Here is a 16881-nt window from a genome sequence, read left to right on the forward strand (position 1 = left end):
CCTCAGCGTGCGTGGTCGACGCAGCGGGTCGCGGCCGGCCGCACCTCCAGGCGCCCGGCCGGGATGGCCCGCCCGCACACCGCGCAGACGCCGTAGGTCCCGGCACCGACGCGGTCGAGCGCGGTGCGCAGCTCGTCGCGCTCGACGACGGCCTCCGCGGCCAACGCGGCGGCCTGCTGCCGTTCCCAGGCCAGCGTCGCACCCTCCGGGTCGTGCTCGTCGTCGACGTTCTCGCCGCGCACCGAGGCGACGATCCCGTCCACGACGGCGCGCTGGGCGGCGATCCGGGCCTCGACCTCCGCGAGCCGCGAGCGCAGGCGAGCCTCGGCGTCGGCATCGCCGCCAGCCGGGGAAGGTCGCGGCTCAGAACCCACGGTGCGTCCACTCCCCCGCGACGAGCGTGCCCGCGACGGGCATCTGCCGCAGGCCCGACGGGTCGACGTCGAGCGGGTCGACGTCCAGGACGGCGAGGTCCGCCGGGCCGCCCACGTCGAGCGCCAAGGACCGCCCGTCCGTGGACGCCTCCAGGGCGGTGCGCAGGTCGATGCTCTGCTCCGGGTGCCACGGCTCGCGCCCGTCGCGAGACCGGGTGACGGCCGCCGCGATCGCCGCCCACGGGTCGAGCGGGGCGACCGGGGCGTCGGAGCCGAGGGCGAGCGGGACACCCGCGAGCCGCAGCTCCGCGAGCGGGAACGCCCGGTCGGTGCGGTGCGTCCACAGCTCCTCGGCCACGTCGCGGTCGTCCATCGCGTGCTCGGGCTGCACGCTCGCCGTGATCCCCAGCGCGGCGAACCGCGCGACGTCGTCGGGCTGCAGGAGCTGGGCGTGCTCGATCGACCCCCGCGCCCCGGACGCCGCGAACGCGTCCAGGGCGAGGGCGTTCGCGGCGTCGCCGATGGCGTGGATCGCGCAGCGCAGCCCCGCCGCGTGCGCGCGGGACATGAGCGGGGCGAGCTGGTCCGTCGCGATGTTCAGCGTGCCGTGCGCGTCCGGGCCGGTCATGCCGGCGTACTCGTCGAAGCAGTAGGCCGTCAGCGTGTTCAGCGACCCGTCGCTGATCACCTTCAGCGGGCCCTGGGTGACCAGACCGGCGCCGTCGGCACCCTCGGCGAGCGGGTCGCCGTGGGTCAGGCCGGCGGCGAGCACGTCGTCGAGGTACTGCTCCCACACCCCGGCGCGGACCCGCAGCCCGCCCCACCCGTGCGCCACCCGACGCCGCCAGACCCGCAGGTTGTCGGCCACCTCGAAGTCGACCACGCCGACCACGCCGCGGCGGGCCGCCGCCCGGGCTGCGTCGACCACCATGCCGTCCGCGACGTCGTCGTCCACGGTGACGATGCGCGGGCTCGCGGGCATCCACTCCTCTTCGCGGAGCAGGCCTGTGGGGTGCCCGGTGATGCCCAGGTAGTGCAGTCCGGCGGTGTTCGCCCAGGCGCTGTGCAGGTCCCCGGACAGCAGGATGACGGGGACGTCGCCGACGGCGTCGTCCAGGTGGGCGGCCGTGGGCTCGGTGTCCCACGCAGCCCAGCGGAACCCGTACCCGACCAGGGGCTGGTCCGGTGGCAGCGGCGTGGTCGCGCCGTGCACCCGGGCGCGCACGAGCACCGCGGCGTGCTCGGGGCTGGTCGCCTCCGAGACGTCCAGCCGGTGGCGCACGAGCGCCCACTGGGTCAGGTGGGTGTGCGCGTCCCACAGGCCCGGGACCAGCACCCGGCCGTCGAGGTCGACGGTCTGCCCGACGCCCTCCCGGCCGCCAGGCACGGTGGACCCGGCCGGGACGACGGCGACGATCCGGCCGCCGTCGAGCAGCACGTCCACGGGGGCGTCGAACCGGCCCGCCCGGCGGGCGTTGCGCAGGATCACACTCACCCGCACACCGTATGCGAGCGGGCGGGGTGCCAGGCCCGGTGGCGCCGTCAGGCGGTCGGTACGAAGCCCCGCAGGGCCTCCACCACGAGGGCGTGGTCGTCGCCCTGGGCGAGCCCGGACACGGTCGCGACCCCCACCACGCCGACGCCCTCGACCCGGACCGGGAACGCGCCGCCGTGCGCCGCGTACTCCTGCAGCGGGAGCTGGTGGATCTCGTTGAAGTCGCGCCCCTGGGCGCGGGCGCGCAGGCCCACCAGGTACGACGACGCCCCGAAGCGGTAGACGACGCGCACCTTGCGCTCGACCCACGAGTCGTTGTCCGCCGTCGTGCCCTCACGCGCCGCGTGGAACACCTGCTGGGTGCCCTTGCGCACGTCGATCGTCACGGGCAGGTCCCGCTCGGTGGCCAGCTCGACCAGCAGGCATCCGAGCCGCCAGGCGTCGTCGTGCGTGAAGCGGGGCAGGACGAGCTCGCGCTCGGCGGACTCGACCTCGGCGATCAGGGCGGTGACGTCGGTGCTCATCGGGCCAGCCTGCCACGCGTCCGAGGGCGGACCCGCCGCGCGCACCCCCGCCGCACCGCAGTGGCACCGCTCACAGCGGGAATGCCACCTGCGTGGCAGTCTGTTGGACCGGCTGGACATCGTGACCTTCGATGTGACCCATCGGCACCTTCGATGGGACGGCCACACCCCCGCGCCCTCGGCACATCCACCGCCGGGCACCACGACACAGGAGATCATCCATGCGACGCCACCGCGCCATCCTCGCCACCGCGACCGCCACCGTCACCGCCCTGGCGCTCGCGGCCTGCGGGGGGTCCGGTGACGGTTCCGACGGTGCTGACGCCGGGTCGGACCTGAACCTGGTCGACGACGGCACGCTGACCGTCGCCACCGAGGGCACCTACCGGCCGTTCACGTTCCACGACGCCTCCGGTGCGCTCGTCGGGTACGACGTCGAGGTGGCGGAGGCGGTCGCGGACAAGCTGGGTCTGGAGATCGAGTTCGCGGAGACCCAGTGGGACGCCATCTTCGCGGGGCTCGACGCGGGCCGCGTCGACACCATCGCGAACCAGGTGTCGATGACCCCCGAGCGCGTCGAGAAGTACGAGTTCTCGCAGCCGTACACGATCTCCCGCGGCGTCGTCGTGGTGCCCGAGGGTGACACCTCGATCTCGACCTTCGCCGACCTGGACGGCAAGACCACCGCGCAGTCGCTCACCAGCAACTGGCGCACCCTCGCCGAGGAGTCCGGCGCGCAGATCGAGGCCGTCGAGGGATGGGCCCAGTCGGTCGCCCTCATCGAGCAGGGCCGCGTGGACGCGACGATCAACGACTCGCTCACCGTGCTCGACTACCTCAACGAGCACCCCGACGCGCCGATCGAGATCGCCGCGGAGACCGAGGAGACCTCGGAGTCCGGGTTCGTCGTCACCTCGGAGCGGGCGGCGCTGGCCGAGGCGATCGACGGTGCCCTCGACGAGCTGCGGGCTGAGGGCGAGCTGGCTGAGCTGTCGGAGAAGTACTTCGGCGAGGACGTCTCCGAGTAAGTCGTCCCCGACCGTTGCGCAGGAGCGCCGGTACCCCACGGGTGCCGGCGCTCTCGCACGTCCCCCGCGCGCCGTCGTCGTCCCGGTGCGCGCTGATGGTGAGGTGAGCACATGGACGTCGAGCTCTTCGCTGACTCGTGGTGGCCGATGTGGCGCGACGCGATCCTCGGGACCATTCCCCTGTCCCTGATGTCGTTCGCCCTCGGGCTGGTCATCGCGCTGGGCGTCGCGCTGCTGCGACTGTCCTCGCGACGTGTCCTGTCCGCCATCGGACGCGTGTACGTCTCGATCATCCGCGGCACCCCGCTGCTGGTGCAGCTCTTCGTGATCTTCTACGGGCTGCCCACGCTCGGCGTGACGATCGACCCGTGGCCGAGCGCCGTCATCGCGTTCTCCCTCAACGTGGGCGGGTACGCGGCCGAGGTCATCCGCGCCGCGATCCTCTCCGTGCCCCGGGGCCAGTGGGAGGCCGGCTACGTCGTCGGCATGTCGCACGCCCGGACGCTACGGCGCATCATCCTGCCCCAGGCCGCGCGCGTCAGTGTGCCCCCGCTGTCCAACACCTTCATCTCGTTGGTGAAGGACTCCTCGCTCGCCTCGCTGATCCTCGTCACCGAGCTCTTCCGCAAGGCGCAGGAGATCGCGTCGTCCTCCACCGAGTTCCTGCTGATCTACGTCGAGGCGGCGATCATCTACTGGATCATCTGCACCGTGCTGTCGTTCGGGCAGGACCGGATCGAGAAGAAGCTGGAGCAGTATGTCTGAGCCCCTGATGTCCGCCCGCGGCATCCACAAGTCGTTCGGGGACAACCACGTGCTGCGCGGCGTCGACCTGGAGGTGCGCCCCGGCCAGGTGGTCGCCCTCATCGGCCCCAGCGGGTCCGGCAAGACCACCATGCTGCGCTCGCTCAACGGCCTCGAGATGCCCGACGCCGGCACCCTGATGTTCGACGGCGGCCCCGAGATCGACTTCTCGCGGCCCGTGCCGGCGGCACAGCGGTTCGCAGCCCGCGACCGGTCGGCCATGGTGTTCCAGCACCACAACCTGTTCCCGCACAAGACGGTGCTGCAGAACGTCACCGAGGGCCCTGTCCAGGTGCGCAAGGTCCCCCGGGCCGAGGCCGAGGCCCGGGCGACCGACCTGCTCGCCCGGGTCGGGCTCGCCGAGAAGCGCGACGCGTACCCGCGCGAGCTGTCGGGCGGGCAGCAGCAGCGCGTCGGCATCGTGCGGGCACTGGCCCTGCAGCCCGACCTGCTGCTCTTCGACGAGCCGACCTCCGCCCTGGACCCCGAGCTCGTCGGCGAGGTGCTGCACGTCATGAAGAGCCTCGCCGACGAGGGCTGGACGATGGTGGTGGTCACCCACGAGCTCCAGTTCGCCCGCGAGGTCGCCGACGAGGTGCTGTTCCTCGACGGTGGTGTGGTGGCCGAGCGGGGTGCGCCCGCGCAGCTCTTCACCCACCCCCGCGAGGAGCGGACCCGGCAGTTCCTGCACCGGATCCTCCGTCCGCTCGACTAGGCCCGATGCCGATCTGGCAGACTCCGGCGCATGTCGCGCGTGATCGTCGTCGGTGCCGGTGTCCTGGGCCTGAGCTGCGCGGTCCGGCTCCTGGAAGCCGGCCATCGAGTGCAGGTCCTGGCGCGTGAGCTGCCGCCGGACACCACGTCGGCGGTCGCCGCCGCCCTCTGGTACCCGTACCTCGCCTTCTCCCCGGACCGTGTCACCCGCTCGCAGGACCGGGTGACCGCCTGGTCGGCGCAGACGTTCACCGCGTTCGCGGACCTCGCCGCGACGACCCCCGGGTCCGGCGTGCGGATGCGCCCCGGCACGGAGGTCTTCGCCGAGACACCGCCCGACCCCTGGTGGCGCGACGCCGTCCCGGAACTGACGCGCACGGACCAGGTTCCGCCGTCGTACCGTGCGGGCTGGACCTTCTCCTCCCCCGTGGTCGACATGCCCGTCTACCTGGACTGGCTCGCCGACCGGGCGGTGGCGCTGGGCGGCACGATCACGCAGCACACCCTGAGGGACCTCGACGAGCTGCCCACCGACGAGACGATCGTCAACACCACGGGTCTCGGCGCGCGAGAGCTCACCGGCGACGCCACCGTGCGCCCCGTGCGCGGCCAGGTCGTCGTGCTGGAGCAGTGGGGGCTGGACCGCTGGTGGCTGGATGCCAGCGGACCGACGTACGTGATTCCGCGCCTCCGCGAGGTGGTGGTCGGCGGGACGGACGACGACGGCGCCTGGGAGCGGACGCCGTCCGCAGACACCGCCGCGGACATCCTCGACCGGGCCGCCCGGCTCGTGCCCGAGGTGCGCCGGGCACGGGTGCTGCGGCACGCCGTCGGGCTCCGGCCGGCGCGGCCGTCGGTCCGGGTCGAGCGGGAGGGCCGCGTGGTGCACTGCTACGGGCACGGCGGCGCCGGCGTCACGCTGAGCTGGGGCTGCGCCGACGAGGCGGCCCGGTCGGTGGCCGTATGACCCGGCTCGTGCTCGTGCACGGCCGCGACGCCGACGGCCGCGACCCCGAGGAGTTCGAGTCACGCTGGCTCGACGCCCTCAACTTCGGTCTGGCCTCCGCGGGGTCGCCGCTCCGGCTCACCGACGACGACGCCACCTTCGTCTACTACGGCGACACGCTGAGCCCGCCCGGAGACAGCGCACGTGCGCCGGTGTCCGTGCACGTCGCCGACAGCCCCGGGGCCGCTGGCGCCGTCCACCGACTGACTGCGGGCGAGGCACGGTTCACGCTCGCCGTCGCCCAGGAAGTGCTCGCCGGCGCCGGCGTGCCGGCCGAGGCGAGCACCGCCGTCGGACCGGAGGAGGGCACCACCGTCCGGCTCGGGGACTCGGTCGCCGACGCGATCGCCCGTTCCCTGGTCGCCGCGCTCGCGGCGATCGACCGGTACGTGCCCGGGCTGAGCGGCGCGGTGGTGCTCCTGCTGACCAGGGACGTGCACACCTACCTGCACGACGACGAGGCGCGCGCCGCCGTCGTCACGGGGCTCGCCGCCGTGCTGCCGACCGACGAACCCGTGGTCGTGATGGCGCACTCCCTCGGTTCGGTCATCGCCTACGACGTGCTGCGACGGGCAGAGACCGGCCGGTGGGACGTGCCGCTGCTCCTCACCCTCGGGTCGCCCCTGGCGATCGAGGCGGTCCGCTCGGGCGTGGAGGCGAGCAGCTCGCTCACCTGGCCGGCTGTCGGGCGATGGGTGAACGCCCGCGACCCGCGGGACCTGCTCGCCCTGCACGACCTCACGCCCTGGACGTTCCCGCTGCCCGCGGGCTCACCTGTCGTCGAGGCGCTGCCCGTCCGCAACACCGCACCGTGGCACCACGCGGCCGCCGTCCGGCGTGACGACGACACCTGGACCGGATACCTGGCCTCGCCGCGGGTCGCGGAGGTCGTCGCTGCCGGGCTCAGGCTCGAGCGCTGATCACCGCACCTGGCGTGCGCAGCCCGCCTCCCACCCGACGAGAGGACTCCCTTGTCGAGCAACGCTCCCGAGGCCGAGCCCGTCGCCTTCGGCTGGCGTCCCGGCCGCCGTGCTGCGGGACGCCAGCCCACCCTCTGGGTGATTCCCCTCTTCCTGGTCGTCGCGACGAGCGCGGCGATGTGGGTGTGGACCCTGCGGGGCGGCTGGGCCGACTACGCGGAACGGACCGGGACGCCCTACACCTACTGGCGGTACGAGGTGTCGGCGTTCACGACACTGCTGGCAGCGGGCCCGCTCGCGATCGTGATCAGCACCGTCGTCGCGCTGTTCCGCCGGTACCTACGGCGGTCGACGCCCCGCAGCACGCCGCTCGTGCTGGACGGCACCGGACTCCGCCACCGTGCGACGCCCGGTGGCAGGTCCGAGCTCGTCCGCTGGAACCAGGTCACCTCGGTCGAGGTCGTGCACGACGACGGCCCGCGGCTCGCCGTGCACGTCCGGGATCCGCAGCGGCTGGCCGTCCCCCAGCGGGGCCGGGACACGGCGCCCGAGGCCCGGTCGCGCATCGCGCAGCACGGCACGCCGCTGCTCGTCGACCTGACCTGCCTCGCGGCGTCGGAGGAGGAGCTGTTCGACGCGTTCGCCCGGTTCGGGGTCCGCGCGACCGGGACGGGCAACGGTGCGGAGGAGACCCTGCACGCCGCCCGGCCCGCCCGGCACACGGCCCGACGGAAAGCCCTCGCCGTCCTCGGATGGACGCTGCCCGTCGCGGGCGCCGTCGTGCTGACCTTCTTGCTGAGCATCTTCATGGCCGGAGGCTTCGACGGCGTCATCACCGGCGACAGCGCGTGGGAGCTGATGGTCGCGTCCCTGTGCCTGCTGGTCGTCGGCGCAGGGTGGCTGGCGCACCTGTTCGGAACCATGCCGCACCACCACCTGCCGGACGGCCCCGCCGTGTCCGTCGACGCCTCCGGCTTCCGGGAGCGAACCTCCGGCGTCGACGTCGGCCGGGTCCGCTGGGCCGAGGTCGTGGGGCTGCGTCTCGACGACGAGGCCGGCGACCGGCGCCTCGTGGTCCGGGTGCACCACCCACGGGACGTCGCCCGAAGGGCCACGAACCCGTTGCGGGTGAGGTTCTACCGCAGCGCCGAGGCCGAGGCGCTGAAGCAGCACGAACGGTACGGGTCCCCGGTGGTGATCCATCTCGACCAGGTCGCCGACGCCGCGGCCCTCGTCGAGGCGTTCCGGCAGCGCAGCGGCCACACGGTGCCCTGACCTGACGAGCGTCAGAGAGGGTCGCGCCACCCGGGCAGCAGGCGTTCCAGCGCGACGTCGAGGTCGATGGAGTCGCCGTCCTTGCCGCCGGCGCCGAGCACCAGGGGCGGCCGCTTCGGCTCCGGCCGCACGCCGCGTACCCGGTCGCGCAGGGTCAGTGGCGCGGTGAGCACGTAGAAGTCCCCGTCGGTCGACACCGCCGCGGTCCGGTCGGTGCGCACGTACCAGCCGCGCAGCGCGGTCCGGGCCGTGCCGCGACCGCCGTACCCCTTGACCTGCAGCGGGCCGGGCTCGAGCCCGGCGTCCCGCGCGGCGCGGACGAACCGGTGCAGCATCTCCTCGGCGCGGCGGTGCTCGGCGTCCTGCCGGGCAGCCAGCCGGGCGGCGTGCTCCCGGGCGGCCTCGGTGCGCTGCGCGGCCCAGTTCTCGCTCATCGGGCCAGTGTGGCACCGGGCAGGCGCCAGCGTTCGGCAGTCCCCGTCCCGTTCGGCACCTCGAACGACCGAACGGAGCTGGAACTGCCGAACAGCGCAGGCAGGGGCGCCTACAGCTCGCGCTCGGCGTAGGCCACCAGCGCGTCGCGGACGAACGTCGCGCCGTCGGTGCCCCCGTAGTTCGCGGCGAACCGCGCGTCGGCCACGTACATCTCGGCGAGGCCGACGACGTACTCCTTCGGCGGGCGTCCGGCGTCGGACCCGGGAGTTCCCGGGACGGAACCGAGCCACTCGACGTGGCGGGCGGCGAGCGCCTGCGCCTCGTCCGACGCCGGGTCGACACCCCGCCCGGCCGCCGCCGCCCAGGCGCCGTTGAGGTCCTCGAGGCGGGCCTTGAACTCGGTCTGCCTCTCGGTGCCCAGCCCGCGCCACCAGGCGTCCGACGTCGCGTAGGCGTCGGCCCCCCAGCGTTCGGTCACCTCGTCCCGGTACTGCGTGTGGTCGAATCCGTCGAGCATCTTCTCGGCCATGATCGGCCTCCTCTTCTCCAGTGCGGTCAGGGTCCGTTCCACCGAGGCGATCTGCCGGTCGATCCGGCCGCGCTCGTCGCGCAGCACTGTCAGATGGCGACCCAGGGCCGCGACCTCATCGGTCTGGGCGTCCAGGACGTCGGCGATCTCGGTCAGCGGGAGGCCGACCTCGCGCAGCAGCAGGATGCGCTGCAGACGACGGATCGCGCCGTCGTCGTAGTGGCGCAGCCCGCCGCTGCCCGTGCCCGACGGCGGCAGGAGACCGATCTGGTCGTAGTGACGCAGGGTGCGGCTCGAGACGCCCGCGAGGCGGGCGACGTCCTGGATGGAACGGGTCATGTCCACGACGGTAGAGGTTGACGCCGCGTCAACCGCAAGGCCTCAGTCGTCGTCCGTGGGCGGGCTGCTCGGCACCAGCTCGTCCCCCGGCGGTGCGGTCGCGTTCCACTCCTTGACCGCGGCCCAGGCGACGGCCGCGATCGGGACCGCCAGCAGGGTCCCGACGATCCCGGCGAGGATCGTGCCGGCCGTCAGGGCGGACAGCACCGCCAGGGGATGCAGCGACAGGACCTTGCCCATGACGACCGGGGCGAGCAGGTCGCCCTCGAGCTGGTTCACGGCGACCACGATCGCGACGACGACGAGCGCCGCCACCGGACCGTTCGTCACCAGGGCGACCAGCGCGGCCAGAGCCCCGGCGACGACCGCGCCGACGAGCGGGACGAAGGCGCCGAGGAACACGACCACTGCCAGCGGTAGCGCGAGCGGCACCCCGATGACGAGCAGCCCGATCCCGATGGCGACCGCGTCGACCGTCGCGACGATGGCGGTGCCCCGGAGGTACCCGCCGAGCACCTCGACCGAGCGGTCCCCGACCTGGACGGCTCGTCGCCGGGTCTCCGGGGCCAGCGGTGTCAGGAAGAACGTGAAGATGCGCCGGCCGTCCTTGAGCAGGAAGAACAGCACGACCAGGCCGAGGAGCAGCCCGGCGACCGACTCGACGGCGACGGTCGCACCGCGGATCGCCCCGGACTGCACCCGGTCGCTGGTCAGCCCCTCCGTGGCCGACTGCCGGATCGACTCGAGCTGCTCGGGCCCGATGCCGAGAGGTCCGGTGACGAACTGCTCGAGCTCGTCCACACCCCGGCCCGCCTCCTCGACCAGCGTCGGCCACTCGTCGCCGAACTGGTTGCCGACCAGCCACAGCACCAGGGACAGGAGGACGAGCCCGCCGAGCAGCGTGGCCCAGGTCGCGAGCAGCGGGGGCCACCCCCGGTCCTTGAGGAACCGGACCAGCGGGGCCAGGGCCGCGGCGAGGATCAGCGCGATGAGCAGCGGGATGACGAGCAGCGACAGCCGCGTCAGCGCGAAGACGACGCAGGCGACCAGCGCGAGGAGCAGCAGCACCTGCGCCGCTCGCGTCGCAGGCCGGCCCAGCCGGTCGCCCCACAGGGCGGACACCGAGCGATGACGATCGTCCATCGGGCCAGGCTGGCACCCATCGTTCCCGTTCGCCCGCGGCGCGAGAACCGTCCGGGCAGGGTCAGACCGGGACGGCGGCCCAGGCCGGCCGCCCAGCGCCGACGGCTCGCCGGAGCCAGCGGTCCGACGCCGTCCCGAAAGGCTCCGCACGGGTCGTGACGTCGCGCTCGACGTCGCGCCATGCCTCCCAGGCCAGCTCCACCCACGCCCGGGGGTAGGTCGGTGCGCGGTCGAGCAGGTCGTCGGCGTCGAGCAGCCGCACCGTGCCGTCGGGGTCCCGTTCGACGTCGACGTCCAGGTCGACGAAGGAGCTCACCGGGGCGGCGGCCACCACCGTGGTCGCGACGTCCACGCGGACGGATCCGTCGGTGCGGAACCACGCGACCCACGGGTCCGCCACGGGCAGCAGCAGGACTCCGCCGTCGTCTCGGTCCCACGAGGCGCGCCGCGGCCCCTCGCGACGGCCCCGGAGGTCGGGCACCGAGAACCAGTCGCCCCACACGTCGGCGCCGAGCGTCTCGGCCCGCCACGTGCGGCGCACCCTCCCGCACGGCTTGCGCTTCTCGACCCGGACGGTACCCATGGCGCCCTCCCTACGACGTCGGCGACCCGGAGTCCGCATCCCCTGCGGGCCGGGTCCACCGATCCTCGCGGGACGGTGTGGCATCGACGCTTCGACCGGATGACGATCGCACGACGCCTGGATGAACGGGAGGTGGCTGGTTGGCCTCGTGGACGCGCAGGCGTCAGACGGCGGCGTAGCCGCACTCCACGAGCCCGCCGCCGGTCAGCATGGCGCGACACGGGCGGGGCTGCTCAGGCGGGCTCGCCGAGGCGGTCCCGGCTCTCGGCCGGCCCCAGACCCCACCGGATCGCGCGCACGGCGAGCGAGCCCGCCGGCCCGCCGCACGCACGGTCGAACCAACCGCCGAGACCCAGCTCGTCACGCGCCCAGCCCGGCAGGAGCGAGACCGCGCCCGCGGCCAGCAACCGGTACGGCGGCCGGACGGGCCAGGGCAGCGGCGGCTCCCGCAGCAGGAACCGCGCGGTGTCGAGGGCTTCCGGGCCTGCCTCCAGCTCCGGCCGGTAGGCGTCCAGGACGTCCTGCAGCTCGGCCACCGTCTCCGGGACGACGACGGCGCCGAGCGCCCGGGCGACCCGCCCCGACTGGGCGACGTACTCGTCGGCCTCGGCCGGCGTCAGCGGTCGCTCGCCGTAGCGCTGGTGGGCCGCGAGGAACGAGTCCGCCTCGGCGACGTGCACCCAGGACAGCAGGTGCGGGTCGCTGGCGCGGTACGGGCGGCCGTCCGGGGCCTTGCCCCGCACCCGCTCGTGCACCGCCCGCACCCGGTCGATCATCGCCTGGGCGTCGTCGGCCGTCGCGAACGTCGTGGTGGCCAGAAAGGTCGACGTCCGGGCCAGGCGTCCCCACGGGTCGCCCCGGTAGCCGGAGTGGCCGGCGACGCCCGCCATCGCGAGCGGGTGCAGCGACTGCAGGAGCAGGGCTCGCAGGCCCCCGACGAAGGTCGCGGTGTCGGCGTGCACCCGCCGCACCGGGCTTCCCGCGGCGAACCACCGTGGGCCCGGCGTGAGGTGGATCCGGTCCCGGGCGGCATGACCGTCCGGGCCGGCGACCTTGAGGAAGAGCGCGTCGCCGACCCGAGCACGCAACCGCTCCAGCGGGTGCCCTGCCGTGGTCATGGGACCAGTATCCCGCCGGAGTGCCCGGATCCGCGACGCACCCCGGGACGGGTGTGCGGCGACGTCGCGGAACCGCCACGATGGCCCCATGATGCTCCGACGCACCCGCCCGGCCGGGATCGCCCTCGCTCTGACGCTCGGCCTCACGCTGACCGCCTGCTCGGACGACCCGTCGTCGGCCGAGACCCCCGTCGACCCGGGGACGGCCTCCGCGGAGCCCACGGACGAGGCGGACGCCGCGACCGGTGACGCGGCTGGTGAGGACGACGACGCGGACGACGGTGCCGACGGCGGTGCCGGCACGGACGAGGGCAGCGGGTCCGGCGCAGGGTCCGAAGCGCTCGGTGACCGCACGACGACCGCGCTCGCCGCCGTCGCGACCGCCGAGGCAGAGGTCGAGGGCGCCGCCTACGCGATCGACGGCGATGACGAAGGGTCGTCGTGGGAGGTCGACGTCGCACTGGGCGACGAGACGGTCGTGGCCTCCGTCGACGGCACCGGTGGGCAGGTCCTCGGCACCGAGACGGACGGCCTGGACGGCGACGACCGGGCGGCCCTCGACGCCGCGAGCGTCGGACTGCCCGAGGCGATCCAGCGTGTCGTCGGCGAGTCCGGCGGCACGTTGGAGGACGCCGAGCTCGAGACGGACGGCGGGGTGGCCCACTGGAAGGTCTCCGTGCTCACGTCCGCCGGCGACGAGGAGGAGTACCTCGTCGACCTCATCGACGGTGCGGTGACTCCGGGTGACTGACCGCACCGGGGCGGTGTCCGTCGACGCCACCACCCCGGCGGGGCGGGTCTCAACCGGGCAACGTGTCGGCCGCCGTGGGGAACGACGGCTGGGCTCCGTGGGCCGTCACGGAGAAGGCCCCGACCCGCACCGCCGTGCGCACCGCGTCCACCAGCGTGTCGCCACCGGCGAGCCGCCAGGCCAGCGCACCGACGAACGCGTCACCGGCGCCCGTGGTGTCCACGGCCTCCACCGCGGGCGCGGGCACGACGACCGGGCCGTCGCCGTCGTCGTCCAGCACGACGGCGCCTGCGCCGCCCAGGGTCATCACCACCGAACGCGGCCCGAGGTCGCGCAGCTCGGCCACGACGGCGAAGGGCTCTCCCTCGGGGACGGGGCGCCCCGCCTCGGTGAGCAGCCGCCACGCCTCACCGGCGTTGACCACCAGCGGGTCGGCGAGCGCCAGCGTCTCGCGGCCGACCGGGACGACGGGGGCGAGGTTGAGCAGCAGCCGACCGGTCGCGGTGCGGGCGGCGGCGTCGGTCCCGGCGACCGGGATCTCGCCCTGGACGACGACGACGGCGGCCCCCGCGACGAGCTCGGTGTGCCGTCCCACGGCGGCTGCGTCGACCGACCCGTTCGCACCGGGGACGACGACGATGGCGTTCTCGCCGTCGTCGTCGACGCAGACGAGCGCGACGCCGGTGGGACCGGGCACCGTCGCGACCGCGGTCAGGTCGACCCCCGCGCGCCGCAACCCCGGAAGCGCGGCGGCGGCGAAGGCGTCCGTGCCGACCGCTCCGACGAGCGCGACGTCGCCGCCGAGCCGGGCGGCGACCACGGCCTGGTTCGCGCCCTTGCCGCCGGGCAGCACGGTCATGCCGTCGGCCAGCACGGTCTCACCGGGCGCGGGGTGCGCGGGGACGCGCGTGACGAGGTCGGCGTTGACGGAGCCGACGACCACGATCGCGGTCATGCCTCGGCCACCTCCTGAAGGTCTCGACGTCGGAGGCCCCATGATCCCGCATCACGGCGGCGATCGTCGCGGGCGACCCGCCCCGCCGCCGGGTCCGGACGTCGCTCTGGTGCGACGACGCCCCGGTCTGTAAGGTTGCAGCAACAGCCCGCAAACCCGTGCAATGATGCGCGGACGACCGAGGGAGCCGCAACGATGCGCACCGCCCCGTCACCGACCCACGCCGGGGTCCGCCCCGGCAGCACCCGGCCCGCCACCTTCGTGGCGGCCCTGGTCGCCGCCGTCGCCCTGTCGCTGGGGCTCACGCCCAGCGCCCCGAGCGCACAGGCGCAGACCCCACCGCACGACGACAAGAGCGTGATCCTCAACCTCTTCCAGTGGACGTGGAGCTCCGTCGCCGCGGAGTGCTCGTCGACGATCGGCCCCGCCGGGTTCGGCTACGTCCAGGTGTCCCCACCCGCCGAGCACGTCCCCGGCGACGCCTGGTGGACCTCCTACCAGCCCGTCAGCTACCAGATCGAGTCCAAGCTCGGCACCCGGGAAGAGTTCTCCGCCATGGTCTCGGCCTGCAACGACGCCGGGGTCGAGGTCATCGCCGACGCCGTCGTCAACCACATGGCCGGTGCGGACTCCGCCGGCTACGGCGTCGCCGGGTCGCCCTACGCCGAGGACAGCTTCCCGATGTACTCGGGGTGGGACTTCAACGACTGCCGCTCCGACATCGGCGACTACCAGGACCGGTGGGAGGTCCAGCACTGCCGCCTCGTCGCACTGCAGGACCTGCGCACCTCGTCCCCGTACGTGCGGGAGACGATCGCGGCCTACCTCGACGACCTCGTCTCCCTCGGCGTGGCCGGGTTCCGCATCGACGCCGCGAAGCACGTCTCCGCGGCAGACTTGGAGACCATCAAGGCCGCCATGGACCACTCCGACGTCTACTGGGTCCACGAGGTCATCGGCGCGGCCGGCGAACCGATCCAACCGTCGGAGTACCTCGGCAGCGGCGACTCCCACGAGTTCGACTACGCCCGCGAGGTCAAGCACGCGTTCGACGCGAACATCGCGACCCTGCGGTACGTCGGTGACGGCAAGCTCCCGTCCGACCGCGCCGGCGTCTTCGTCTCCAACCACGACACCGAGCGCAACGGCGAGTCCATGAGCTACCAGTGGGGCGCCAAGTACACGCTCGCCAACGTCTTCCTGCTGTCGTGGCCGTACGGCTCGCCCACCGTCTACTCCGGGTACGAGTTCTCCGACTTCGACGCCGGAGCCCCCGGGGCCACCTCCGACAACGTGCCCGACGCCGAGTGCTCCTCCGGGGCGTGGACCTGCGAGCAGCGCTGGACGGAGGTCCAGGGCATGGTCGGCTTCCACAACACCGTCGGCTCGGCGGACGTGACGCGGTGGTGGGACGACGGCGGCAACCACGTCGCGTACGGCCGTGGCTCCGCCGGGTACGTGACGATCAACAACAACTCCTGGGACGTGACGCGCACGTACGCCACCGACCTGGCGGCGGGCGAGTACTGCGACGTCGTCGCCGCCTCCGACTGCTCGGTGACCCGCACCGTGGCGGGCGACGGCACGTTCACCGCGACGGTGCCGGCCTACGGGGCGATCGCGCTGCACGTCGGGGCGACGGCCGGCACCGCGACGTCGCCGCCCTCCGAGGAGGACGTCGAGGTGTCCGTCGAGGCGACCACGACGTGGGGCCAGGACGTGCGCGTCGTCGGCGACCACCCGCAGCTGGGCTCCTGGGACCCGGCCTCCGCCGTCGTCCTCGACCCGGGCGGCTACCCGGTGTGGACCGGAACGATCGACCTGCCCGCCGGCACCGCCTTCGAGTACAAGTACGTCAAGGTCGACGGAGAGGACGTCGTCTGGGAGTCCGGCGGCAACCGGTCGGCGACCGTCGGTGCCGACGGGGCGCTTCAGCTCGACGACACCTGGCGGAGCTGAGCACGCGTGCTGATCGGCCCGGCCGGGCCGGCCGGGCCGATCAGCAGGCGAGGACCTCGCGCAGACGCACCCAGAACGCCCCCGGGTCGTTGTCCGGGTTCCACTCGTTCTTCGCGAAGCCGCCGTGGTCGCCCGGGAAGACCACCGGCCGGGAACCCAGCGCCGTGGCGAGCGCGGCGGACCCGCGGGTGGCGAGCGCCCCGGGCGGGGACGCCGCGCCGACGGCAGCCAGCACCCGCAGGCGGCCGTCGCGGACGAGGGCGCGCACCTCGTCGAGCGGTGGCTCCCACAGCGGCATCGTCGTCAGCATCTTGCCCAGCATGAGGTCGTCGCGGCGGCCGTCGTCCTCGGCCGGCAGGCCGAACTGCGCGGGGTCCGGGTCCGGTTGAGCCAGGAAATCCTCCGTGAGCGGCTGCGTCTGGAAGATCAGCCGGAGGAACTTCGCCATGGCCGGGCCGAACCCCGACTCCTCGTAGGTCCCGACGATGTCCGCCTGGGCCCGCACGGCGATGTCCCGGTCCTCCAGCAACGAGGTCAGCGGCGGCTCGTGCGCCACGAGGCAGTGCACGTCCTCGGGGTACGCGGCCGCCCAGGCGAGCCCGGTGACACCGCCCCCGGACGACCCCAGGGCGTCGAGCGGCCCGACACCGGCCGCCTGCACCACGGCGTGCAGGTCGGCCGCATGATCCTCGACGCGTGTGCCGCCGTCCGTCTCCAGGGTGGAGCGGGCCGTGCCGCGCGGGTCGTACGTCAGGACCGTCCGGTCGCCGACCTCCGCGACGAGCTGGGCGAAGCCGTCCGCCTCCATCGGGTTGCCGAGCACGAACAGCGGCGGACACCCACCGTCACGCTCCGGCAGGTGGATGTCATAGGTCAGGACGGCGCCTGGTACGTCCAGGGTGCGGGTCTCGGTCGTCATGCCGGGTAGA

At 73.9% G+C, this 16881-nt stretch carries 18 protein-coding genes; 8 read left to right on the forward strand and 10 right to left on the reverse strand.

All coding sequences use genetic code 11. The annotated features are described in order from the left end of the window. Positions 1–2: 2 nt before the first annotated feature. Genes AC3RJ8_RS16460 through AC3RJ8_RS16470 form a run of 3 tightly spaced genes read right to left on the reverse strand, consistent with a single transcriptional unit; the run spans position 3 to position 2393 of the window. A complete protein-coding gene (locus AC3RJ8_RS16460; RefSeq protein ID WP_489713626.1) occupies positions 3–374 on the reverse strand; it encodes a TraR/DksA family transcriptional regulator in 372 nt (123 codons plus the stop codon). After that, positions 364–1869, reverse strand: coding sequence for an amidohydrolase (locus AC3RJ8_RS16465; protein WP_489713627.1), 1506 nt, complete (start codon positions 1867–1869; stop codon positions 364–366). Before AC3RJ8_RS16465 ends, AC3RJ8_RS16460 begins: the two co-directional genes overlap by 11 nt. A gap of 47 nt (positions 1870–1916) precedes the next feature. Further along, positions 1917–2393, reverse strand: coding sequence for a heme-degrading domain-containing protein (locus AC3RJ8_RS16470; RefSeq protein ID WP_489713628.1), 477 nt, complete (start codon positions 2391–2393; stop codon positions 1917–1919). A 221-nt stretch (positions 2394–2614) separates the two neighbouring features. Between AC3RJ8_RS16470 and AC3RJ8_RS16475 the strand changes: the two genes are divergently transcribed. From AC3RJ8_RS16475 to AC3RJ8_RS16500, 6 genes are all read left to right on the forward strand, one after another. Further along, positions 2615–3421, forward strand: a complete 807-nt coding sequence (locus AC3RJ8_RS16475; protein ID WP_489713629.1) for an amino acid ABC transporter substrate-binding protein — start codon at positions 2615–2617, stop codon at positions 3419–3421. 111 nt (positions 3422–3532) lie between these two features. Then, entirely contained in the window at positions 3533–4186 is a 654-nt protein-coding gene (locus AC3RJ8_RS16480; RefSeq protein ID WP_489713630.1) for an amino acid ABC transporter permease, read from the forward strand. After that, complete coding sequence (locus AC3RJ8_RS16485) at positions 4179–4940, forward strand: amino acid ABC transporter ATP-binding protein (protein WP_489713631.1); 762 nt, start codon at positions 4179–4181, stop codon at positions 4938–4940. Before AC3RJ8_RS16480 ends, AC3RJ8_RS16485 begins: the two co-directional genes overlap by 8 nt. Before the next feature lie 30 nt (positions 4941–4970). Beyond that, positions 4971–5906, forward strand: a complete 936-nt coding sequence (locus AC3RJ8_RS16490; protein ID WP_489713632.1) for an FAD-dependent oxidoreductase — start codon at positions 4971–4973, stop codon at positions 5904–5906. Next, entirely contained in the window at positions 5903–6865 is a 963-nt protein-coding gene (locus tag AC3RJ8_RS16495) for a hypothetical protein (RefSeq protein ID WP_489713633.1), read from the forward strand. Before AC3RJ8_RS16490 ends, AC3RJ8_RS16495 begins: the two co-directional genes overlap by 4 nt. Positions 6866–6916: 51 nt before the next feature. Further along, positions 6917–8140 (forward strand): hypothetical protein, encoded by a 1224-nt coding sequence (locus AC3RJ8_RS16500; protein ID WP_489713634.1) that lies wholly within the window; start codon positions 6917–6919, stop codon positions 8138–8140. A gap of 11 nt (positions 8141–8151) precedes the next feature. Here AC3RJ8_RS16500 and AC3RJ8_RS16505 read toward each other — a convergent pair whose 3' ends face one another. The 5 genes from AC3RJ8_RS16505 to AC3RJ8_RS16525 form a co-directional block, all read right to left on the reverse strand. Then, positions 8152–8574, reverse strand: coding sequence for a hypothetical protein (locus tag AC3RJ8_RS16505; RefSeq protein WP_489713635.1), 423 nt, complete (start codon positions 8572–8574; stop codon positions 8152–8154). A 110-nt stretch (positions 8575–8684) separates the two neighbouring features. After that, positions 8685–9443 carry a MerR family transcriptional regulator gene (locus tag AC3RJ8_RS16510; protein WP_489713636.1) on the reverse strand — a complete coding sequence of 253 codons (759 nt, stop codon included), beginning with the start codon at positions 9441–9443 and terminating at the stop codon, positions 8685–8687. A 42-nt stretch (positions 9444–9485) separates the two neighbouring features. Next, entirely contained in the window at positions 9486–10586 is a 1101-nt protein-coding gene (locus tag AC3RJ8_RS16515) for an AI-2E family transporter (RefSeq protein WP_489713637.1), read from the reverse strand. Between the two features lie 61 nt (positions 10587–10647). After that, complete coding sequence (locus AC3RJ8_RS16520; protein ID WP_489713638.1) at positions 10648–11169, reverse strand: DUF402 domain-containing protein; 522 nt, start codon at positions 11167–11169, stop codon at positions 10648–10650. Positions 11170–11402: 233 nt separating this feature from the next. After that, a complete protein-coding gene (locus tag AC3RJ8_RS16525) occupies positions 11403–12287 on the reverse strand; it encodes an oxygenase MpaB family protein (protein WP_489713639.1) in 885 nt (294 codons plus the stop codon). 88 nt (positions 12288–12375) lie between these two features. Here AC3RJ8_RS16525 and AC3RJ8_RS16530 point away from each other — a divergent pair, with 88 nt between their 5' ends. Beyond that, complete coding sequence (locus tag AC3RJ8_RS16530; RefSeq protein ID WP_489713640.1) at positions 12376–13038, forward strand: PepSY domain-containing protein; 663 nt, start codon at positions 12376–12378, stop codon at positions 13036–13038. 49 nt (positions 13039–13087) lie between these two features. Here AC3RJ8_RS16530 and AC3RJ8_RS16535 read toward each other — a convergent pair whose 3' ends face one another. Continuing rightward, positions 13088–13993, reverse strand: a complete 906-nt coding sequence (locus AC3RJ8_RS16535) for a ribokinase (RefSeq protein ID WP_489713641.1) — start codon at positions 13991–13993, stop codon at positions 13088–13090. Between the two features lie 195 nt (positions 13994–14188). Here AC3RJ8_RS16535 and AC3RJ8_RS16540 point away from each other — a divergent pair, with 195 nt between their 5' ends. After that, the gene (locus AC3RJ8_RS16540) at positions 14189–15952 is read left to right on the forward strand and encodes a carbohydrate-binding module family 20 domain-containing protein (protein ID WP_489713642.1); all 1764 of its coding nucleotides are present in this window, start codon (positions 14189–14191) and stop codon (positions 15950–15952) included. A gap of 40 nt (positions 15953–15992) precedes the next feature. On the opposite strand, the gene AC3RJ8_RS16545 is transcribed toward AC3RJ8_RS16540, so the two are convergent. Then, positions 15993–16871, reverse strand: a complete 879-nt coding sequence (locus AC3RJ8_RS16545; protein ID WP_489713643.1) for an alpha/beta fold hydrolase — start codon at positions 16869–16871, stop codon at positions 15993–15995. Between the last annotated feature and the right edge of the window lie 10 nt (positions 16872–16881).

Source organism: Isoptericola sp. MSGPD8_1_ISO-PGPR-S23-394 (genome assembly GCF_058072785.1).